The sequence below is a fragment of the Achromobacter animicus genome (assembly GCF_902859585.1).
Lineage (GTDB): Bacteria > Pseudomonadota > Gammaproteobacteria > Burkholderiales > Burkholderiaceae_B > Achromobacter > Achromobacter animicus.
The window spans coordinates 71,853-92,837 of the sequence record NZ_CADIJM010000013.1; the positions used below are offsets into that span (position 1 = coordinate 71,853).

Here is a 20,985-nt window from a genome sequence, read left to right on the forward strand (position 1 = left end):
TGATGTTGCGAGGATGCCGCTAAGGCGGCCGGCGCGTTCTCCTGGTCGCGCCGGCGCCGGAAAGGCGCTATCAGGCGCTTTCGAAGATCCGCGTGAGCACGAACTCGCGGTGGCCCAGGGCCTCGGCCGCGGTCCACCGGCCGTTGGCGGTGGCCAGCATGCATTCCAGCAGCTTGTCGCCGGCCTGGTTCAGGTCGATCTCGCGCTGCAAGAGGGCGCTGGTGTCCACGTCGATGTGCTCGGACATCGTGCGCACCGTGCGCGGATTGGCGCAGATCTTGATGACCGGCAGGATCGGGTTGCCGATGACGTTGCCTTGGCCGGTGGGGAAGAAGTGCACGGCGTAGCCCGAGGCGGCGCACAGCGTGACCATTTCCGCCGCGGCCGAGGACGAGTCCATGAACCACAGCCCGGGGCCATCGGGGATCTCGGCCTTGTCGATGACGCCATCCACCCGGCATTGCTTGCCGATCTTCTGGATGTTGCCCATCGCCTTTTCCTCGATGGTGGTCAGGCCGCCGGCGATGTTGCCCTTGGTGGGCTGGGACTCGGACAGGTCGCTGGTCTTCCAGCGGTCGATCATGGCCTGGTAGCGGTCGAACATGAACATGAAGCGCTCGCGCACGGCGTCGTTGGCGCAGCGTTCGGCGACGATGTGTTCGCCGCCGGTCAACTCCGACGTCTCGCCGAACACCAGGGTGGAGCCCAGCGCATACAGCTTGTCGAACGCGTTGCCCACCGTGGGATTGGCGCCGCAGCCGGACGTGGTGTCGGATTCGCCGCACTTGGTGGAGACCCACAGGTCGGCGATGGGGCATTCGCTGCGCGTGAGTGCGGTGGCGTAATGCACGTATTCCTTGGCGCAGCGCGACGCGCGCATGATCGTGTCGTGGTCGCCGTGCAGTTCGATGGAAAAGCCCATGACGGGCTTGCCGGTGGCGGCGATGCCGTCGACGACGCGCTTGGTCCAGCCTTCCTCGATGCCGATCACGACCACGGCGGCGACGTTGGGGTTACAGCCGGTGCCGATCAGCGTGCGAAAGTGCAGTTCAAGATCCTCGCCGAACTGCAGGCGGCCATAAGGATGAGGCAGGGCCAGGGTGCCCTTGATATTGTTGGCGACGGCTTCGGCCGCGGCGTTGGAGATGTCGTCCACGGGCAGGACGATGACGTGGTTGCGCACGCCGACGCGGCCATTGTCGCGGCGATAGCCTTGGAAGGTGGTCTGGGCAGTGATGATGGACATGGTGGGTTCCTGTGCGATGGACGGGCGCTTACCAGCGCTTGGTCTTGATGTTGTGCACGTGGGCGTGCTGGCCGGCCTTGATGGGCGCCACCACGCGGCCGATGTCGACGCCGTACTTGAAGACGGTGTCGCCCACGGCCATGTCCTTCATCGCCACCTTGTGTCCGATGGGAATGTCCTGCGACGCGCGCACATGGATGATCTTGTCCTCATCCATGATCCAGGCGTTCAACTCCGTTCCGGCGGTCAGGCCTTCCACCACGGCGACCGCCACCGTGTCCTTCGCATCGTGCAATACGGCGTGAATCATTGTCTTCCTCTCTGAGTCAGGGGCGCCGCCCGGGTGCTGCACGCGGCGCGGATCACAACGGCCAGGAAATCTTAGGCCCGGCTTTTTTCAAAGTCAACTAAATCATATAGATGACTTACATGACTTGAGCGAATGACGGACGCGCCGCTACACTGGAGGTCCTTGATTTTTGCGATGCACCCATGAACACCAGCCTGTCACCGACTGTGCCCCTGGGCAGTCCCTTGTACGAACAGGTCAAGCAGGCCGTGCTTGCCGCGCTGGCGCAAGGCGAGTGGAAGCAGGGCGACGCGATTCCTCCGGAAAAGCATCTGGCTGAACGGTTCGGCGTATCGATCGGCACCTTGCGCAAGGCCATCGACGAACTGGCCGCCGAGAACATCCTGGTGCGCCATCAGGGGCGCGGCACCTACGTCGCGGTGCACACGCGCAACCATCACTTCTTCAAATTTTTCCGCATCGTCGGGCAGGACGGCAGCAAGTCCTATCCGACCACCGAGCTGTTGCGCTTCCGGCGCGTGAAGGCCTCGGCGGTCGCGCGCGAAAAGCTGGAACTGCCCGCGGGCGCCCATGTTTTCGAGTTCCTGAATGTGCTGTCGCTCAACGGCGACGTGGTCATGGCCGACGAGGTGTGCCTGCCCGAATCGCGCTTTCCGGGGCTGACTGAAGCGCATCTGCGCGAGCGCACCAGCACGCTGTACGCGCTGTACCAGGACCTTTTCGGCGTCAACGTCATCGCCACCGACGAGCGCCTGCGGACCTGCCTGGCCGAACGCACGCAGGCGCGCTGCCTGGGCGTGGCCGAGGGCAGTGCGCTGCTGGAGATCCGCCGCATCGCGTTCTCCTACAACCGCCAGCCGGTGGAATGGCGCGTGTCCCGCGTGAACACCGAACGCTACGAGTATCTGGGACAGGAGCCCTGGGAAGCCGGCACGTAGCAGTGCTAGAATTCCTGCCGCACTACCCAATTTTCGGCGCCGATTTGCCTGATCCGCTTGCGGGCGCCTTCCAATAAATCCAGCTAAAGAGGTCCGTATGACCACTCCTGCCCAACATTTGGCCGGTGATTCGGCCAGCGGGTTCGTCCCCGCAACCGTCACGACTTCCGATACCGTTGATCCCGGTTCGGTCGGCCTTGTCTCCCCCACGTTCATTCGTTTCGACGAAGCGCTGCCCCTGCTGAGCGGCCAATCGCTCGCGTCCTACGAACTGGCTGTCGAAACCTACGGCACGCTCAATGCGCAGCGCACGAACGCCGTGCTGATCTGCCACGCGCTCAATGCCTCGCACCACGTGGCTGGGCAAGCCGCGGACAACCCCAACGACCTGGGCTGGTGGGACAACATGGTGGGCCCCGGCAAGCCGGTGGACACCAATCTCTTCTTCGTGATCGGCGTGAACAACCTGGGCTCGTGCTTCGGCTCGACCGGGCCGGCCAGCATCAACCCCGAGACCGGCAAGCCCTGGGGCGCCGCGTTCCCGGTGCTGACGGTGGAAGACTGGGTGCGGGCGCAGGCGCGGGTGGCGGACCACTTCGGCATCGAGCGCTTTGCGGCGGTGATGGGCGGATCGCTGGGCGGCATGCAAGCGCTCAGCTGGTCGATCACCTTGCCCGAACGCGTGGCCAACTGCATCGTCATCGCCAGCACGCCGCGCCTGTCCGCGCAGAACATCGGCTTTAACGAAGTGGCCCGCCGCGCCATCATCACCGACCCGGATTTCCACGGCGGCGACTACTACGCGCAGGACACCGTGCCGCGTCGCGGCCTGTCGGTCGCGCGCATGATCGGCCACATCACGTACCTGTCCGACGACGACATGGCCGAGAAATTCGGCCGCGCCCAGCGCGCACCCGCCGAGAACGGTGCGTACCGCTACGGCTACGACGTCGAGTTCGAGGTCGAGTCGTACCTGCGTTACCAAGGCGAGAAGTTCACGCGCTATTTCGACGCCAACACCTACCTGCTGATCACGCGCGCGCTGGACTACTTTGATCCGGCTCGCACCACGGGCGGCGATCTGGCGCGCGCCCTGGCGCCTGCCAAGTCGAACTTCCTGCTGGTGTCGTTTTCGACCGACTGGCGCTTCCCGCCGGAGCGGTCGCGCGAGATCGTGCGGGCGCTGCTGAAAAACGCCAGTCCCGTCACGTACGCCGAGATCGACGCGCCGCACGGCCACGACGCCTTCCTGCTGGAAGACGCGCGCTATCACGCGGTGGTGCGCGGCTACTACGAACGCATCGCGCGCGAGCTGGGCCTGCAAGCCGCCGCCCCGATTGAAGGATGCTCCGAATGACTTCCGTGACTCCCCGCTATGCTCACAGCGCGCTGCGGCCCGACCTGGCGCGCATTGCCGGGTGGATCGAGCCGGGCAGCCGCGTCCTGGACTTGGGTTGCGGCGACGGCGCGCTGCTGGCGCACCTGCGCGACCATCGCCAGGTCAAGGGAGCCGGCGTCGAACTCGACGACACCTGCGTGATCGCCTGCGTGCGCCGCGGCGTCGAGGTCATCCAGCAGAACCTGGAAGACGGCCTGGCGCTCTTTGACGACAAGCAGTTCGACACCGTCGTGCTGTCGCAGACGCTGCAGTCCATGCACCGCACGGAGCACATCCTGCGCGAAATGGCCCGCGTGGCGCGCTACGGCGTGGTGTCGTTTCCCAACTTCGGCTACTGGCCGCACGGCTGGGCCATCCTGCGCGGCCGCATGCCCGTGACGGGGCAGATGCCGTACCAGTGGTACAACACGCCGAACATCCATCTGTGCACGTTGCGCGATTTCGAACAGCTTGCGGGGGAAGTGGGCCTGCGCATCCTGGAACGCGCCACCTTCAACGAAGGCAAGGAAGTAAAGGCGTTCCCCAGCTGGCGCAGCACGCTGGCCGTGTACCGCTTTGCTTCGCCCTGACAATCATCCCCCTGACATTCCGACACGCATCCTCCTGACGGCGCGGGGCAACAGGCCCTAAAATGCCGCAAGCCCGCGGCCGGCGCCCGTGACGCCGCTGGCCAAGTTTCAGGAGACCGTCATCACCGCTGTATTCAACGTCTACACCAGCCCGCGCGTTGCCCCCTTGCTGGTGCTGGGCTTTGCCAGCGGGCTGCCGCTGGCCCTGACCAGCGGCACCTTGCAGGCCTGGGCCACCGTCGAAGGCGTGCCGCTGCAGGAAATCGGTTTCCTCACCCTGGTAGGCACGGCCTACACCATCAAATTCCTCTGGGCGCCGTTCGTCGACCGGTTTGCGCCGCCCTTGCTGGGCCGGCGCCGGGGCTGGATGCTCGTGACGCAGCTGCTGCTGGCGGTGGCCATCATGGCGATGGGCACGCTTTCGCCGTCGTCCACGCTGATGGCGCTGGCCGTGCTGGCCGTGCTGGTTGCCTTTCTGTCCGCCACGCAGGACATCGCCTTCGACGCCTATTGCACGGACGTGCTGCGCAAGGACGAGCGCGGCGCGGGCGCGGCCATCCGGGTCATGGGATACCGGCTTGCCATGATTGCGTCGGGCGGTCTGGCGCTGATCATGGCGGATCAGTGGATAGGGTGGGGCAACACCTACATGGTGATGGGCGGGCTGATGCTGCTTTGCGCGCTGGCCACGCTGTGGGCGCCCGAGCCCGAGCACGTCGCGCGCCCGCCGCGCACCCTGCGCGAGGCGGTGAATGAGCCGCTCCGCGAATTCTTCATGCGCCGCGGCGCGATGGAAGTGCTGCTGCTGATCGTGCTGTACAAACTGGGCGACGCGTTCGCCGGGGCCTTGTCCACCACGTTTCTGATCCGCGGCGCGGGGTTCACGCCGACAGAGGTCGGCACTGTGAACAAGGTGCTGGGGCTGGCGGCCACCATCATCGGCGCGCTGGCGGGCGGGTCGCTGATGGCGCGCTGGGGGCTGTACCGGTCGCTGATGGCGTTCGGCCTCTTGCAGGCAGTGTCGAACCTGGCGTACTGGCTGATTGCGGTCAGCCCGAAAAACCTGTGGCTGATGGCAACCGGCGTGGGCATCGAGAACCTGTGCGGCGGCCTGGGCACGGCGTCTTTCGTGGGTCTGCTGATGGCGCTGTGCCACCAGCGGTTCTCCGCCACGCAATTTGCGCTGCTGTCGGCGCTGTCGGCCGTGGGCCGCACCTATCTGGCCGGCCCGTTGACGCCGCCGCTGGTCGAATACCTGGGATGGCCCGGGTTCTTCCTGCTGACTGTGGCCATTGCCCTGCCGGGACTCGTGCTGCTGCGCAAGCTGCGCGGCACGATCGAGACCATGGAAAAGCAGGGCGAGTCGTAGCCGACCCAGCGCAAAAAAAGGCGGCGCACAAGCGCCGCCTTTTTGCTGGCCGAAAACTTATTCTTCGCCGCTCAGCCGGACGATCAGCACGTCGCTGGGCAGGGATTCCAGCAGCCGCTCGGCCACGCTGCCGATGGCGGTGCGCAGGATGCCGGTGCGACCGTGGGTGCCGGTGACGACCAGATCGGAGCGGTGGTTGAACGAGTAGTCGGACAGTACGGTTTCGGGCTGGCCGGCTTCGAGCACGACCTTGGTCGGGCGGCCCTTGGGCAGTTCGGGCGTTTCGGCGATGAAACGCTCGGCGCACTGTTCGGCGGTTCGATACAGGTTGTCGACGACGCCGTCGTCCGGCTTGCTCACGCTCTGGAACGGCACTTCATATGCGTTGAACAAGGTGATGTCCGCATTTGGCACCAATTGCAGTGCGGCGCGCAGCGCCTGGCGCGAACCATCCGAGAAGTCGGTGGCGACCAGTACGTCGCGGTAGGGCCGGCGGGGGCGGTTCTTGACTACCAGCACGGGCTGACGCGCCTGGCGGGCCAGCTTTTCGACCGTGGTGCCGAGCAGCAGGCGGCCCAGCGTTTCCTGGCGGGCGATGCCGGCCACGATCAGCGAGCAGCCATACGCGTCGGCGGTTTCCATGATGCTGGCGACGGGGTCTCCCTTGGTGACCACGACTTCCGCCGGCACGTTGGCGGCGGCGACGTCTTCGGCGAGTTCGCGTTCGACGAGGGCCTTGTGGTCCGGCGACAGGCGGCGCCAGACGGGGGTGGTGAGCGGCGTGGCATGGGATTCCATGACATGCAGCATGATCAGCTTGGTGTTCAGTTCCTTGGTCAACTGCAGGGCGCGGTCGAGGGCTCTGTCGCCGCGCGCACTCAGGTCGGTGGCCAGAAGGATGGGGCCAATTTGCTGGGTCATACCTAATCTCCCGGTTACGGCCAGAGGGGCGGCTCCCGCGTCCGCGCTGCCTGGCCCAGTAGCGCCCGGTCGGGCACGTCTCCATTGTCTCGCCGCGAAACGAGACCGGAGTTGATCGTTGTCAACGCAGGTTTGAGGGTACGGGATGATGCGCGCGCAGGCAATGGCGCGCCCGCCGGCAAGGCTCAATACAATGGGGCCTGCCCAAGCTACCCCCCCACCTATGTTTACCGATCTGTCGCCCGCCCTGCTGCACCCGCTGTACCTGGTCGCCATCGTTGCCGAAGCCATGACGGCCGCACTGTCGGCGGGGCGGCGCGACATGGACTGGATGGGCGTCTGCATCATCGCGTGCGTGACGGCGCTGGGCGGCGGATCGCTGCGCGACGTGCTGCTGGGGCACTATCCGCTGACCTGGGTCGTGCATCCCGAGTACCTGTGGATGACGGGCGGGGCAGCGATCCTGACCGCGCTGATCGCGCCGGTCATGCGCCGCTTGCGCAGCGTGTTCCTGCTGGCTGACGCGCTGGGTCTGGTGGCGTTCACGGTCATCGGCTGCCAGGTGGCGCAGATGATGCAGTTGCCGATCACCGTCGTGCTGATCAGCGGCATGATCACCGGGTGCGCCGGCGGGGTGCTGCGCGACGTGCTGTGCAACGAGGTGCCGCTGCTGTTCCGCAAGGAACTCTATGCCAGCGTGTCGCTGGTGACCGGCGCACTGTATCTGGGCTCGATGTCGCTCGGCCTGTCGGCCAACGCGTCGGTGCCCATCGCGCTGGCCGCGGGGCTGACCATGCGCCTCATGGCCCTGCGCTTCAACTGGCAGATGCCCAAATTCGTCTATCGCGACGACTGGGACTGACCGCGCCGAGCGGTCGAAATCGTCCTTCCCGCCCTGTCCACAGCAGGCCATGCGATGCCGTGTCTATTGTGTGAAACATTATTTCTATTTCTGTTTCAATAGATTTCTAGTATCTTGTCTGGGTCTCATAGCTTGCATACGCAGTAGAAGGGGAGCCGATTGGACGTCAAAGCGCCCGCCACGATTCCGTATTTCCTACAGGAACAGATTCGTGAGTTGATAGTGAACGGCACTATCCGGCCCGGGCAGCCGTTACGGGAACAGGAACTGGAACAGCGCTTCGGCACCAGCCGCAGCCCCATCCGGGAAGCGCTGCGTCTGTTGGAACTGAGCGGGCTGGTGACGCACATCCAGCGCAAGGGGTTCCGGGTCACCCTCTATACCGAAACCCAGATCCGCCATCTGTACATGCTGCGCGCGGAGCTGGAAGCCTATTGCATCCGGCAGGTCGCCGAGATGCCCGATCTGAGCGCGCTGGTGGCCGAACTGACCACGCAGCATGAGGCGATCGTCGCCGCCATGGGCCGCCTCGATGGGCGCGGCTTTATCGCCGCCTCGCGCGATTTTTACCTGGCCGCCGCGCGCTTTACCGGCAATGCGCCGCTGACCAGCATGCTCGGCAAGGTGTACGAACAGATCGAGCCGTTGCGCCACATGCTGGCCAGCAGGTCACTGGAGGCCAACAAGATTCCGATCTATACGGAAGGCGTCATCCAGGCCCTGCGCGTCCGGGATTTCGACCACGCCGCGGCGTTGACGCGCAAGTACGTGGTGCAGGTGCTGCCCGACATCGTGCGGGCGTACCGCGAGGCATCGCTCGACGACGCCTAGCTATTGCGCCCGCCTTAGCCGCGGGGCGGCGTGCGCACCTCGATGCCCGCCTGCTCCAGCGCGCTGCGGATGCCATTGGCAAAGACCAGCGCGTTGGGCTGGTCGCCATGGATGCAAAGCGTGTCGGCCTGCACCGGCACATCCTTGCCGTCCACCGACCGCACCAACCCTTCCCGCACCATCCGCACGACCTGCGCGACGGCCACATCCACGTCTTCGATCATGGCGCCTGCGCGCGTGCGCGGGGTAAGGGAACCGTCGTCCTGGTAGGAGCGGTCCGCGAAGACTTCATTGGCGGCCGACAGCCCAACGGCGCGCGCCGCATCGATCAGTTTGCTGCCCGCCAGCCCGTACAGGATCAGCGACGCGTCCACGTCCTTGACCGCCTGGCAGATGGCTTTTGCCAGCGGTTCGTCCTTGGCTGCCATGTTGTAGAGGGCGCCGTGCGCCTTCACGTGATGCAGCCGCGCGCCTTGCGAGGCCGCCACGCCGGCCAGTGCGCCGATCTGGTACACGACGATGTCATAGGCCTCGTCCGGACTGATCTGGATGACGCGGCGGCCAAATCCCGCCAGGTCCTGCAGGCTGGGGTGGGCGCCCAGCGCCACCCCTCGCGCCAATGCCGCGGCCACGGTCTTGCGCATGGTGGCCGGGTCGCCGCCGTGAAAGCCACAGGCGATGTTGGCGGAGCTGACGAACTGCAGCACTGCCGCGTCGTTGCCCATGGTCCAGGCGCCATAGCTTTCGCCCATGTCGCAATTGAGGTCGATGCGGGTGGTCATAACGGGTTCCTTTCTAGGCCAGCAGCGCGCGCAGCGGTTCAAGCGCGGCGTGCAGTTCGGCAAACGCGCGCTCGCGCTCGCCGTCCAGGCGCTGCGCTTCTTCCAGCTCGATCCGCTGGAAACGCAGCGTCTGGCCGGGCGCGGACTGCGCCAGGGCGGGCAGATCCACGGTGGCGATCTGCGCAATCTTCGGATAGCCGCCGGTGGTCTGCCGGTCGGCCATGAGGATGATGGCCTCGCCGCCCGAAGGCACCTGCACGGTGCCGAAACAGGCCGCTTCGGACAGCATCTGCCGCGGCTGGTTCATGGCGAGCGGGCGGCCGAGCAGTCGGTAACCCATGCGGTCCGACTGCGGACTGATGCGAAAATCCGACTCCGCAAACGCGCGGCGGCTGCTTTGCGAGAATTCCGGCCAGTGCACGCCGGGCAGAAAGCGGATGAAGTCGCGCTGCTTGTTGCCCAGCGTCGCGGGCAGATAGACGCGCACGTCCCACAGCGCCTTCTGCAAGGCGGCGGCATCGCCGTCCGGCGGCAGCGGCCGGCGCAGGGGGACGACGTCGCCTTTGGCGAGCGCGCGTCCTTCAAAGCCACCGAATCCGCTGCGCAGGTACGTGGTTTCGCTGCCCATGACGGGCGTCAGCGCGAACCCGCCGTGCACGGCCAGATAGGCGCGCACGCCGGCGGCGGGCCTCGCGCCGAAGGCCAGCACGTCGCCCGCGCGCGCGATCAGCGGACGCAGCAGGGGAATGTCCTGGCCATTCAGCGTGGCGCCCAAGTCGGCGCCCGCCAGTGCGAAACAGGCCGGCACGTCGAAACGCAGCGTGGGGCCGGTCAGCGTGATTTCCAGCGTGGCCGGGTCGTCTTCGTTGCCCGCCAGGGCATTGGCAAGCCGGTGGGCGCGCTCGTCCATGGCGCCCGCTGCCGGAATGCCCTGATGCTGATAGCCGTCGCGCCCGCGGTCCTGGAAACTGGACAGCATGCCCGGCTTGATCACCGTCACGCTCATGGGCGGTTCCCCCGGATGCGGTCGAATTCGTCGGGCGCGATCGGCACGAAGCGCACGGTGTCGCCGGGCTGCAGCAGGGCGGCGGGTTCGCGGGCCGGGTCGAACATGACGAGCGGCGTGGCGCCGATGATGTTCCAACCGCCCGGCAACCGGTTTGGGTAGATCACGGTCTGGCGGTTGGCGATGGCCACTGCGCCCGGCGGTACGGCCGTACGCGGCGAGGGGCGGCGGGGAATGTTCAGTTTTTCGTCGTGCACGCCCAGATAGGCATGTCCGGGGGCAAATCCCAGCATGAACACCATGCTGCGCGGTTCGCTGTGCAACTGGATGACGGCGTCGGGCGAAATGCGCGCCGCGCGGGCGACCTCGGCCAGGTCGGGACCGTGTTCACCGCCATAGCAGACGGGGATGTCGACCTCGCGTCCGCCCGCATCGCCGGTCGGAATGCCGCCGGCCAGCAAAGCCTGGATGTGTTCGGAGAGTGAGGCGTAGGTGGGGCCTTCGCCCTGTCCGCCGGGCCGGTAATGCACGGCCACGGCGACGAAGGAGGGCACCACATCGGTAACGCCCGGCAGCCGTGCGTCGCGCAGCATGCGGGCCGCCGCCAGGCACGTGCGGCCGATGGCGGCGTCGATGTGTTCGCCGAAGGAAATGATCAGGCAGCGGTCACCCTGGGGCAGGATGCGCCAGCGGGTTTCGGCCGGAGAAAGCGGGTCTGAATTTACGTTCAACGGCACGAAACCTGTAGTGACGGGTTACTTGGCGAACAACGAATCCATGTTCTTGAACGCCTTGAATTCCAGCGCGTTGCCCGACGGATCCAGGAAGAACATGGTGGCCTGTTCGCCGACCTCGCCCTTGAAGCGGATGTAGGGTTCGATCACGAACTCGGTCTTGGCGTCGGTCAGGCGCTTGGCCATGGCTTCCCATTGTTCCATGGAAAGCACGGCGCCGAAATGGCGCACGGGCACATTGTGCGAATCGACCGCGCTGGTGGCTTTGTGGCCACACTCGCTGGGCGCCAGGTGAGCCACGATCTGGTGGCCGTAGAAATTGAAGTCGATCCATTCGGAGGAGCTGCGCCCCTCCGGACAGCCCAGCTTTTCGCCGTAGAAGGCGCGGGCTTCGGCCAGGTCCCTCACGGGGAAGGCCAGGTGGAACGGCGGCAGGTTGGTTTGAGCGGACATGCAAGGCTCCGGGTCAGGCAAAGGAAAGATGAGCGTTCGGGGCGCGTGGCCGCCGCAGTCGCGTCGGCTTTAGCACCAGGACGTAGTTTAAGTATTGTTTTTTTTATAGCAAAACGATATTTTTCGAGTCTTAGCATCGAAAAAATTGATTGTGCTCAAAGAATTTAAGACCTTCATCGCCGTGGCGCGGGACGGCACCTTCACCGGGGCGGGGGCGCAACTTGGACTCACGCAGTCCGCAGTCAGCGCCCAGATCCGGCGCCTGGAAGAGTATCTGGGCGTCGCGCTCTTTGACCGCAGTCCGCGCGCCGCCCTGCTGAACGCGCAGGGCCGCGAGATGCTGCCCCAGGCCGAAGAGCTGGTCGCCATGGCCGATCGCATGGCGGCCTCTGCCGGCGGCGCCCATGTCAGCGGGCTGCTGCGCATCGGCGCAATTGCGTCCGTGCAGCAGGATTTGCTGGTCCACGCGGTGGGCGAATTCCGCGCGGTCTATCCCGATGTGCGCGTGCGCATCGTGCCCGGTGTGTCGCTGTCGCTGCTGGGTCAGGTGGACGCGGGCGAAGTGGATCTGGCCGTGCTGATCCGCCCGCCGTTCGCCTTGCCGCCCGAACTGGGATGGCAGCCGTTGATGAGCGAGCCGGTGATGCTGGCCATACCGGAATCCATGCCGGTCGCGCCTTGGCGGGAACTGCTGGCGACCCAGCCCTTCATCCGCTACGACCGCGCTTCGTTCGGCGGGCGGGTGGTGGATGTATTTCTGAAGAAGCACCGGATTACCGTGCATGAGGCCGTGGAGCTCGACGAGATCGAGGCCATCGCGGGGATGGTCCGGCACGGGCTGGGCGTGGCGCTGCTGCCCCGGCTGCGGCGTCTGGACATGACGGGGCTGCGGCTGATGCCGCTGGACGAACACGCGTTTCACCGCGAAATAGGCATCATCGGCCGCCTGCCCTTCGACCCGGGCAGCGTCCGCGAAAAGATCGCGCAATGCCTGCATCGGGCGGCGGGTGATTCGGGTGGGATTTGACACCATCCCAAGCCAACCGGTCGCATAACAAAAAAGCCCCCGAAGGGGCTTTTGCTTTTACAGCCGGTCGCAGCGGACCGTGATCGGGTGATCGCGCAAGGCGGTCATGACGATGTCGTCGACCTGGCCCTCCACGTCGGTGATCACGTAGCCGATCTGGCCGCGCGTCTGCAGGGTCTGGCTGACGATGTTCAGGCCGTGTTGCGCCATCAGGTTGTCCAGCGCGCCCAGCGCCCCGGGCGCGTTGCGGTGCACGTGCAGGATGCGCGTGCCGCCGGCCTGTTCCAGGAACGGCAGCTCGGGGAAGTTGACCGCGCCCTTGGTGGTGCCGGCCTGCAGGAAGCGCACGAGCTTTTCGGCGACTTCGCGGCCGATGTTCTCTTGGGATTCCTGCGTGCTGCCGCCGATGTGCGGCGTGAGGATGACGTTGGGCATGCCGATCAGCGGGCTGGCCAGCGGTTCGTCGGCGCTCTTGGGCTCGGTGGGGAACACGTCCAGCGCGGCGCCGGCCAGGTGGCCGGATTTCAGCGCCGCGTGCAGCGCGTCGATGTCGACGACCGCGCCGCGCGAGGCGTTGATCAGGATGGCGCCGCGGCGCATGCGGCCGATGGTCTCGGCGTTCATGATGTTTTCGGTGGACTTGCCGCCAGGGACGTGCAGCGTCACGACATCGGCCTGTTCCAGCAGATCGTTCAGCGTGCCGGCGGGGCGGGCGTTGCCCAGCGGCAGCTTGGCCTCGACGTCGTGATAGATGACGCGCATGCCCAGGCTTTCGGCCAGGGTGCTGATCTGCGAGCCGATGTTGCCGTAGCCGACGATGCCCAGCGTCTTGCCGCGCGTCTCAAACGCGCCCGCGGCGCTCTTGTCCCAATGGCCCTGATGGACCCGGGCGTTCTTTTCGGGAATCCGGCGCAGCAGCAGGATGGCCTCGCCCAGCACCAGCTCGGCGACCGAGCGCGTGTTGGAGAACGGTGCATTGAAGACCGGGATGCCGCGCTGCATGGCGGTGTCCAGATCGACCTGGTTCGTGCCGATGCAGAAGCACCCGACGACGCGCAGGTCGGGGTTGCCGGAAAGCAGGGCAGCGTCCAGGTGCGTGCGAGAACGGATCCCCGCCACTTGCACGCCGCGCAGGGCGTCGTGCAATTGCGCCGGCGGCAGGGCCGCGGCATGCGTGACGATATCGGTGTAGCCGGCGGCCTCGAAGACGGCGCGGGCGCTCGGGTGGATGTTCTCGAACAGGACGATTTGTGCCATGACTGCCAAGGGTTGGTGAGAAACGCAATTATTTATTGTGGACCATTTTTGCTGCAGTGCAAGGAGTAGCCATTGAGGCGGTGTGGGTGAATTGTTTCAGGCGCGGCTCAGCGGTAAGCCTGGAAAACCTTGGCACCGCCGCGCTTGTCGACCAGCACCACGTCGTGCGGCGTCTTGCGCCCGCCGTATTCCGGACCGTCCATGCCCGGGGACCCCAGCGGCATGCCGGGGGCCGAAATACCCGCCGCGTCCGGCTTTTCGAGCAGCAGCCGGCGCACGTCGCTGGCCGGCACGTGGCCTTCGACCGCGTAGCCATCAACCATCGCGGTGTGGCAGGAACCGTAGTTGGCCATGCCCGCGTTGCGGCGGATGGGGCCGGTGTCGTCGACGTCGTGCGTGACGACCTCAAAGCCATTGTCGCGCATGTGCTTGACCCAGTCTTCACAGCAGCCGCAGGTGGGCGTCTTCCAGACTTCGACTTTGACGGGCGCCTGCGCGGCGGCAATCGCGGGGATGCTGAGGGCCGCGGCAAGGACGAGGCGGCGCGTAAGACGGGAAACGTTCATGATGCTCCGGGGGATAAAGGGGATGTTCTGGCGCGGGCCGGTCAGAACCAGAACCGCACGCCCGCGATGACGGCTGCCTGCGACCGGCTCTCGCCGGCGTCCGAGGCATAGCTTGCCGTCTGGCCGAACTTCCGTTCAAAGGATACGCCAACGTAGGGAGCGAATTCGCGCGTCACCTCGTAACGCAGGCGCAGGGACAGGGATCCCTGCGACAGACCGGAACCGATGCCGCGTTGCGGGTCGTTCTTGCCGTAGACGCTGGCTTGCAGTTCGGGCGTGAATATCAGGCGCTGGGTCAGCAGCAGATCGTACTCAGCCTTCAGCGCCAGGGCGCTGCGGCCTGACGGGCCTGCATAGGCAGTGGCCGTCAGTTCGATGTTGTAGGGCAGCAAGCCTTCGACGCCGACCGCGGCCCAGTTGCGCTTGGGGCCTGCGCCGATGTCCCGGCGCGCACCCAGTTGCAGATCCCAGAATGGCGAGATGGCGTGGCTCCAGAAGGCCTCGACCTTGCCGTCCGACCCGCCGCCGCTTTCGCGCTCGCCCTCGCTCTTGACGAGCAGGCGGTCCGTGGCGGTGCCGAACCAGAAGCGGCCATCCCATTCGAGCGCGTTCTGCCCATCGCGATTGCGCGATCCGCCGAATTTGTCGAACAGCACCTGCCACGTGGGCGCGTTGTCCATCATGTGCGGATGGATGCCGTAGCTGTCGTAGCCGCGCGGGCCTTCGCCATCACTTGCGGGCAGGCTGCCGACGGGCGGGGCGTCTGCGGCGGGCGCGTCATGGTTCGCCTCTGCATGGTCCATACCCTGGTGGCTTTCCGGGCTGTCCGGTGACGGCGCCTGGCCATGGTCCATCGAGCCGTGGTCCATCCCGGTCATGCCGGCATGATCCATTTGCGCCGCTTGAGCCGCGGCCAGTGGGGGCGCCAGCGCAAGGGCGATTGCGCAAAGGGCCGGCGCGTGTTTCTGGAAACAGTTCGGCTTCATCGTTTACTCCACCACGACCGCCCTGAACATGCCGGCCTCCATGTGATACAGCAGATGGCAGTGGTAGGCCCAGTTTCCACGCGTGTCGGCGCTGACGCGATAGCTGATGCGCTGCGCCGGGTTCAGCGAGATCGTGTGCTTGCGGACCTGGAACGCGCCATCCGGGGACTCCAGGTCGCTCCACAGGCCGTGCAGGTGGATGGGATGCGTCATCATCGTGTCGTTGACCAGCACGAAGCGCACGCGCTCGCCGTGGCGCAGCACGATGGGCCGCGCGTCCGAGAACTTCACGCCGTTGAACGACCACATGTAGCGCTCCATGTTGCCCGTCAGGTGCAGCTCGATCTCGCGCGAGGGCGCGCGGTCGTCGTCGGGCTCCCGCACCGACCGCAAGTCCGCATAGGTCAGCACGCGGCGGCCGTTGTCGCGCAGTCCGGGGCCGGGATCGTCCAGGCGGGTCGACACCACGTCAGGCAGCATGGAATTGCCCACGCCGCGCTCGGCGGGGTAGGGGTGCCTGACCTCGACCATGCCGCCCTGGTCCGCGCCGGCGCCATGATCGCCGTGCCCGGCCTGCATGGCCTGCGATCCGCCCATGTCATGCGCCATGCCCATGTCCATCATGCCCAGCACCTGCACGCGATCCATCTCGGGCACGTCGCCCTCTATGCCCGGACGTGGCGCAAGCGTGGCCCGCGCGTAGCCGGAGCGGTCCATCGCCTGCGAAAAGATCGTGTAGGCGCGGTCTTCCAGAGGTTCGACGATGACGTCATAGGTTTCCGCGACGCCGATGCGGAATTCCTCGACGTCCACGGGCCGCACGTCCAGTCCGTCGGCGGCCACGACGGTCATCTTCAGGCCCGGGATTCGAACGTCGAAGTACGTCATCGCCGAGCCGTTGATGAATCGCAGCCGCACTCGCTCGCCTGGCGTGAAAAGCCCGGTCCAATTGGCGGCCGGCGTGGCGCCATTGGTGAGGTAGGTGTAGGTCGCGCCCGACACGTCCGCCAGGTCCGTCGGGTTCATGCGCATGCGTTCCCACATCAGGCGCTCGCCCAGCGCCGCATGCCAGCCGCGGTCGCGGGCATCTTGCGACAAGCCCTGCACGCTGGGCTGGATGCGGTTGTAGTAGTCGGGCATCACCTTCAGCTTGTTGAACACGTGCATCGGGTCTTCGTCTGTCCAGTCCGACAACAGCACCGTGTAGTCGCGATCGGATGCGATGGGATCGCGGCGCCGCGGCTCGATGACGATGGCGCCGTACAGGCCCGTCTGCTCCTGGAAACCCGAGTGGCTGTGATACCAGTAGGTCCCGCTCTGGCGAACATCGAACCGGTACGTGAAGGTCTGGCCGGGATCGATGCCGGCAAAGCTCAGGCCCGGCACGCCGTCCATGTTGCTGGGCAACAGGATGCCGTGCCAGTGGATCGACGTCTGCTCGCGCAGGCGGTTGGTGACATGCAGCGTGACCGTATCGCCCTCGCGCCAGCGCAGCAGAGGCGCGGGGAGGCTGCCGTTGATCGTGGTGGCCACGCGCGCGGCCCCCGTGAAGTTCACCGGCGTCTCGCCGATCTCCAGATGGAATTCAGTGCCGCGCAATTCGGCCGTTGGCACGGTGGCGGGCCGGGCCAGCGCATGGCGCCAGCCGCCCAGCGCGGCCAGTGCGCCGCCCGTGGCCAGGCCCTGCACGAAGCGGCGGCGGGTCGTGAATGAGGGCGCCGTCATGTCACAGCACCGAGACGGAACCCTTCATCCCCGCCGCATAGTGGCCGGGCTCCAGGCAACCAAACGACACCGTGCCCGCCTTGTCGAAGCGCCACACGATCTGGCCGCTTTTGCCGGCTTCCAGCGACACGGCATTGGGTTCCTCGTGCCGCATGCCGGGATCTTTCATCATCATGGCGTAGTGCGCCTGCAGGTCGGCATCGGTGCCCAGTACGAGCTCATGCCGGATCTTGCCGGAGTTGTGCACGTTCAGGCGGACGGTTTCGCCGGCCTTCACGTCGATGGTGGCGGGCGAAAAGCGCATGGCGTCGTTCATGTCGATCTCGACCGTGCGCGTGACGCGGGCCGGATCGCCCGGCGTGCCGATGGGCGCTGCGGCGGCGGGCTGCGCGTGGCTGCCATGCGCGTGGTCGCCTGCGGCCAACGCCGCGCCGGATAGCATGAGCGCCAGGGCGGCGAACGAAGTGCGTAGCAGAGTGCCTTTCACGAGAATCCTTGCAGAGGGAATGAGCGTGATGGCACTTTAAGAAACCGGGGGTGACCCGATCCTGTCGCGCAGATTACGTTTTTGTAATGTTCGGCCCTGCCGCCGGATCCATCAGCGTGATGCCGACGACAGTGCCGGTGGTGTCTGACACTGCATCGGCCTCGCCGCCGTGCATGAGCGCAATGGCGCGCACGATGGCAAGACCCAGGCCGTGGCCTTCGCTGCGCGGGGCGCGCGTCGGGCCGGCGCGGAAAAAGCGGTCGAAGATGCGGGGCAGGTCGGCGGGCGGGATGGGCGGCCCGGGGTTGCGGACCGTGACGCGCGCGCCGCCGGGGATGCGGGAGCAGGCCACCACGATCCCGCCGCCGGGTGGCGTGGCCTTGATGGCATTGGAAATCAGGTTGGCCAGCGCGCGTCGCGCGAGGCCCCGGTTGGCGGCCACGGTGGCGTCGCCCTCGCAGCGCAGCTGCACGCCGTGTTCTTCCAGCGTGGCTTCGTAGTATTCGGCAACGCGCCGCGCTTCCGCGGCCAGTGACACCGGAGCCAGATCGGCCGCACGTTCGCCACGGTCGGCCCGGGCAAGGAACAGCATGTCGTTGACCAGCGTCTTCAGATCTTCCAGCTCTTCCAGATTGGATTCCAGCGCGTCGCGCAGCTCGGCGGCGTCGCGCGGCGCGGACAGCATGACCTGCGTGCCATTGATGAGCGTCGCCAGCGGCGTGCGCAGTTCGTGCGCCACGTCGGCATTGAATCCCTCCATCTGCTGGTAGGCCGCCTGCAGCCGGTCCAGCGTGCGGTTGAAGGAGCGCACCAGGTCATGCAATTCGCGGTCGGTGTCTTTCAGCGGGAGGCGGCGCGCCAGGTTATCGGGCTGGATGCCCGCGGCCTGTTCGGACAGCCGGCGCGCCGGCGCCATGCTGCGCCGCACGGCCCATGCCGCCAGCACGACGGTGGCGCCCACCCACAGCGCGCAGATCAGCGCGAGAGCCGTGCCGTAGGCGTAAAGAAATTGCGAACTGGTCCGGGTGCTGACCGCCACCGTCAACTGCGCGCCAGGCAGAATGCGATCGTTCATGGCGACGCGCAGGCCGCGCATGCGGCCACCATCGGGCGTTTCCAGCAGGACCTGGCGACCGTCAGGCGATGCCAGCGTCTCGGGCGGCGTGCCGCCATAGACGGCCTTGCCTTGCGCGTCGACGATCCAGATGCCGAGCTGGCCCTGCCCCGCGCGCATCTGGTCGAAGGTGGCCGCCAGATCGTGCAGGCCGCTGGCGCTGTTCTGCATGTCGATCAGGTGGTCGATGAGTTCGAGCTTGCCGCTGACTTCGGTGATCTCCTGGCGTTCGACCTCGCGCTTGAGCGCCCAGAAGAGGGTTGCCCCGGCAAGGCTTGAGACCAGCAGCGCGATGGCGCCCAACAGCAGCGTCAGCCTCGCCTGCATGGACCGCACGCGCGGGCGGATCATCGGGGGCTGCCACCCGGGGCGACGCGCGATTCCAGCACATACCCCATGCCACGCACGGTGTGCAGCAGTTTCGAGTCGAAGGGATCGTCCAGCTTGCCGCGCAGGCGCCGCACGGCGACGTCGATCACGTTGGTGTCGCTGTCGAAGTTCATGTCCCAGACCTGTTCGGCCAGGGTGGTGCGCGACAGCACCTGTCCCTGGCGGCGCAGCAGCAGGGCCAGCAGGCTGAATTCCTTGGCGGTCAGGTCCAGGCGGTGGCCGCCGCGCTGGGCACGCCGGCTGGCAAGATCCAGCTCCAGGTCTGCCAGGCGCAGCAGCGTGGGCTCCTGGGACCGGCCGCGGCGCAGCAACGCCTGCACCCGGGCCAGCAGTTCGGAGAAAGCGAAGGGTTTGACGAGGTAGTCGTCGGCGCCGCCCTCCAGGCCTCGGACCCGGTCTTCCACCGCATCGCGGGCGGTCAGCATCAGGATGGGCGTGTCCTTGTGCGCGCGCACCGAGGCCAGGACCTCGAAACCATCCACGCCGGGCAGCATGACGTCGAGCACGATGAGGTCGTACGCGCCTTCCAGCGCCAGATGGCGGCCATCGACGCCGTCGCGCGCCACGTCCACGGCGTGGCTTTGTTCCGACAGTCCCTTCTTCAGGTAGTCGGCCAGTTTGGGTTCGTCTTCAATGACCAGGATGCGCATGGCCAAAAATTTACCACCCGCGGGGCGCACTCAGGCGCCCGCGCGGGCGGAATTCAGGCCGTTTCGGCGATGGCGATGCGGTCGGCGGGAAAGCGCAGCGAGAAGACGCTGCCTTTGCCGGGTTCGCTGGTGATGAGCAGTTCGGCGTCGTGCCGCATGGCGATATGCTTGGTGATCGCCAGGCCCAGTCCCGTGCCGCCAACGGCGCGCGATCGGCCCCGGTCCACGCGGTAGAAGCGTTCGGTCAGGCGCGGCAGATGGCGCGCCGGGATGCCGATGCCCGTGTCCTGCACGCTGTAGCACGCGCCGCCTTCGGGTTCGCGCTCCCAACGCACGGTGATGGTGCCGCCGTCCGGGGTGTAGCGCACGGCGTTGGTCAGCAGGTTGGACAGGGCCGAGGTCAGCTCGTTTTCGGCGCCCAGCACGTCCAGGGTTTCGTCGACGTGCCAGACGAGCTGGTGCCGGCCGCCCGACAGCGCTTCGATCTGCTGGCGCGCCTTTTGCAGCAGCGCGCCCATGTTGACCGCGCGCGGATCGCTGCCCGGCGACGATTCCAGCGTGGACAGCGTCAGCAGGTCTTCCACGATGGCCTGCATGCGGTGCGCCTGCTCGTGCATCATGTCGATGTACTGCTCGCGCTGCTCCTGCGGCAACGCGTCGTCGGGCATGTCGCGCAGCGTTTCCAGAAAGCCGGCCAGCACCGTCAGCGGCGTGCGCAGCTCGTGCGAGACGTTGGCCACAAAGTCGCGGCGCGTGGTTTCCAGGCGTTCGATCTGCGTGACGTCGCGGGTGATGAGCAGGCGCTGGTTGCTGGCGTACGCCGTCAACTGCATCATCATCAGCCGTTCCTGGCCTTGCTGGCCCAGCCGCACCAGGATGGGTTCGGGCCAGGACGGGCGATGCGCGTATTCCACGAATTCCGGCGCGCGCAGCAGGTTCAGAAGGTTGTGTCCGCGATCGGCCGGCAAGCGCAGACCCAGATGCTGGCGCGCCATGCGGTTGCACCAGTCGATCTGGAAGTCTTCGTTCAGCGTGACGGCGCCGTCGGGCAGGGCCTGGGCAGCAGCCAGCATGCCTTGCATGGTGTCGCGGGTTTCAGTCAGTTCACGTGCGCGGGCGCGGGTGTACCGATAGAGCGGAGCAAGAATGTCGTCCCAGGGGCCGACAGAGGCCGGCGGGGCGGAGTCGGGTTGATTGGCCCAGCGGGAAACCAGCGTCAGCCGCCAGCTGCGCCACAGCAGCATGGCGGTCAGCGAAGCCGAAAACACGACCCAGCCAGCGGGGTCTCCAATAAGCCATTGCGCCAGTAAGGCAACCACCGCCCACAGGGCGACAAATATAAGCGTGCGCAGCCAGATCATCG

Annotated in this window: 22 protein-coding genes and 1 riboswitch; of the genes, 7 read left to right on the plus strand and 15 right to left on the minus strand. The window is 66.5% G+C overall.

The window, feature by feature from the left end; genetic code table 11:
* Positions 1–70: 70 nt before the first annotated feature.
* A complete protein-coding gene (locus HV681_RS22825; RefSeq protein WP_175125143.1) occupies positions 71–1,246 on the minus strand; it encodes a UxaA family hydrolase in 1,176 nt (391 codons plus the stop codon).
* A 28-nt stretch (positions 1,247–1,274) separates the two neighbouring features.
* Positions 1,275–1,556, minus strand: coding sequence for a UxaA family hydrolase (locus HV681_RS22830; protein WP_056327564.1), 282 nt, complete (start codon positions 1,554–1,556; stop codon positions 1,275–1,277).
* A 182-nt stretch (positions 1,557–1,738) separates the two neighbouring features.
* Here HV681_RS22830 and HV681_RS22835 point away from each other — a divergent pair, with 182 nt between their 5' ends.
* From HV681_RS22835 to HV681_RS22850, 4 genes are all read left to right on the plus strand, one after another.
* On the plus strand, positions 1,739–2,494 hold the full coding sequence (locus HV681_RS22835) for a GntR family transcriptional regulator (RefSeq protein WP_175125144.1): 756 nt from the start codon (positions 1,739–1,741) through the stop codon (positions 2,492–2,494).
* 26 nt (positions 2,495–2,520) lie between these two features.
* Positions 2,521–2,602, plus strand: a riboswitch (SAM riboswitch).
* Entirely contained in the window at positions 2,592–3,851 is a 1,260-nt protein-coding gene (gene metX / locus HV681_RS22840; protein ID WP_175125145.1) for a homoserine O-succinyltransferase MetX, read from the plus strand. Its footprint overlaps the riboswitch before it by 11 nt.
* On the plus strand, positions 3,848–4,462 hold the full coding sequence (gene metW / locus HV681_RS22845; RefSeq protein WP_175125146.1) for a methionine biosynthesis protein MetW: 615 nt from the start codon (positions 3,848–3,850) through the stop codon (positions 4,460–4,462). Before metX ends, metW begins: the two co-directional genes overlap by 4 nt.
* An 88-nt stretch (positions 4,463–4,550) precedes the next feature.
* Positions 4,551–5,831 carry a muropeptide transporter gene (locus HV681_RS22850; protein ID WP_437340396.1) on the plus strand — a complete coding sequence of 427 codons (1,281 nt, stop codon included), beginning with the start codon at positions 4,551–4,553 and terminating at the stop codon, positions 5,829–5,831.
* A gap of 57 nt (positions 5,832–5,888) precedes the next feature.
* Here the strand turns inward: HV681_RS22850 and HV681_RS22855 are convergent, their stop codons facing one another.
* Complete coding sequence (locus HV681_RS22855; RefSeq protein ID WP_105237166.1) at positions 5,889–6,752, minus strand: universal stress protein; 864 nt, start codon at positions 6,750–6,752, stop codon at positions 5,889–5,891.
* 223 nt (positions 6,753–6,975) lie between these two features.
* On the opposite strand from HV681_RS22855, the gene HV681_RS22860 reads away from it, so the two are divergent.
* Together HV681_RS22860 and HV681_RS22865 are read left to right on the plus strand one after the other, a co-directional pair.
* On the plus strand, positions 6,976–7,614 hold the full coding sequence (locus HV681_RS22860; RefSeq protein WP_175125147.1) for a trimeric intracellular cation channel family protein: 639 nt from the start codon (positions 6,976–6,978) through the stop codon (positions 7,612–7,614).
* A gap of 159 nt (positions 7,615–7,773) precedes the next feature.
* Complete coding sequence (locus tag HV681_RS22865) at positions 7,774–8,445, plus strand: GntR family transcriptional regulator (RefSeq protein ID WP_175125148.1); 672 nt, start codon at positions 7,774–7,776, stop codon at positions 8,443–8,445.
* A 14-nt stretch (positions 8,446–8,459) separates the two neighbouring features.
* On the opposite strand, the gene HV681_RS22870 is transcribed toward HV681_RS22865, so the two are convergent.
* Genes HV681_RS22870 through HV681_RS22885 form a run of 4 tightly spaced genes read right to left on the minus strand, consistent with a single transcriptional unit; the run spans position 8,460 to position 11,420 of the window.
* Positions 8,460–9,227, minus strand: coding sequence for a LamB/YcsF family protein (locus HV681_RS22870; RefSeq protein ID WP_175125149.1), 768 nt, complete (start codon positions 9,225–9,227; stop codon positions 8,460–8,462).
* A gap of 13 nt (positions 9,228–9,240) precedes the next feature.
* Entirely contained in the window at positions 9,241–10,233 is a 993-nt protein-coding gene (locus HV681_RS22875; protein WP_175125150.1) for a 5-oxoprolinase subunit C family protein, read from the minus strand.
* A complete protein-coding gene (gene pxpB / locus HV681_RS22880; protein ID WP_414631968.1) occupies positions 10,230–10,964 on the minus strand; it encodes a 5-oxoprolinase subunit PxpB in 735 nt (244 codons plus the stop codon). Before pxpB ends, HV681_RS22875 begins: the two co-directional genes overlap by 4 nt.
* A 24-nt stretch (positions 10,965–10,988) precedes the next feature.
* Positions 10,989–11,420, minus strand: a complete 432-nt coding sequence (locus HV681_RS22885; RefSeq protein WP_105237171.1) for a VOC family protein — start codon at positions 11,418–11,420, stop codon at positions 10,989–10,991.
* 151 nt (positions 11,421–11,571) lie between these two features.
* On the opposite strand from HV681_RS22885, the gene HV681_RS22890 reads away from it, so the two are divergent.
* Positions 11,572–12,447, plus strand: coding sequence for a LysR family transcriptional regulator (locus tag HV681_RS22890; protein ID WP_175125152.1), 876 nt, complete (start codon positions 11,572–11,574; stop codon positions 12,445–12,447).
* Between the two features lie 57 nt (positions 12,448–12,504).
* Here HV681_RS22890 and serA read toward each other — a convergent pair whose 3' ends face one another.
* The 8 genes from serA to phoR all read right to left on the minus strand — a co-directional run bounded on the left by serA (position 12,505) and on the right by phoR (position 20,983).
* Positions 12,505–13,704: a phosphoglycerate dehydrogenase gene (gene serA / locus HV681_RS22895; RefSeq protein ID WP_175125153.1), complete on the minus strand. Its 1,200-nt coding sequence runs from the start codon at positions 13,702–13,704 to the stop codon at positions 12,505–12,507.
* A 107-nt stretch (positions 13,705–13,811) separates the two neighbouring features.
* Positions 13,812–14,270 carry a DUF411 domain-containing protein gene (locus HV681_RS22900; protein ID WP_175125154.1) on the minus strand — a complete coding sequence of 153 codons (459 nt, stop codon included), beginning with the start codon at positions 14,268–14,270 and terminating at the stop codon, positions 13,812–13,814.
* 41 nt (positions 14,271–14,311) lie between these two features.
* Positions 14,312–15,256 (minus strand): copper resistance protein B, encoded by a 945-nt coding sequence (locus HV681_RS22905; protein WP_175125155.1) that lies wholly within the window; start codon positions 15,254–15,256, stop codon positions 14,312–14,314.
* A 3-nt stretch (positions 15,257–15,259) separates the two neighbouring features.
* Complete coding sequence (locus tag HV681_RS22910; RefSeq protein WP_175125156.1) at positions 15,260–16,981, minus strand: copper resistance system multicopper oxidase; 1,722 nt, start codon at positions 16,979–16,981, stop codon at positions 15,260–15,262.
* Position 16,982: 1 nt separating this feature from the next.
* Positions 16,983–17,468: a cupredoxin domain-containing protein gene (locus tag HV681_RS22915; protein ID WP_341767687.1), complete on the minus strand. Its 486-nt coding sequence runs from the start codon at positions 17,466–17,468 to the stop codon at positions 16,983–16,985.
* A 73-nt stretch (positions 17,469–17,541) separates the two neighbouring features.
* Positions 17,542–18,930: a heavy metal sensor histidine kinase gene (locus tag HV681_RS22920; RefSeq protein WP_437340397.1), complete on the minus strand. Its 1,389-nt coding sequence runs from the start codon at positions 18,928–18,930 to the stop codon at positions 17,542–17,544.
* The gene (locus tag HV681_RS22925; protein ID WP_175125158.1) at positions 18,930–19,622 is read right to left on the minus strand and encodes a heavy metal response regulator transcription factor; all 693 of its coding nucleotides are present in this window, start codon (positions 19,620–19,622) and stop codon (positions 18,930–18,932) included. Before HV681_RS22925 ends, HV681_RS22920 begins: the two co-directional genes overlap by 1 nt.
* Positions 19,623–19,675: 53 nt before the next feature.
* Positions 19,676–20,983: a phosphate regulon sensor histidine kinase PhoR gene (gene phoR / locus HV681_RS22930; protein WP_175125159.1), complete on the minus strand. Its 1,308-nt coding sequence runs from the start codon at positions 20,981–20,983 to the stop codon at positions 19,676–19,678.
* Positions 20,984–20,985: the final 2 nt, after the last annotated feature.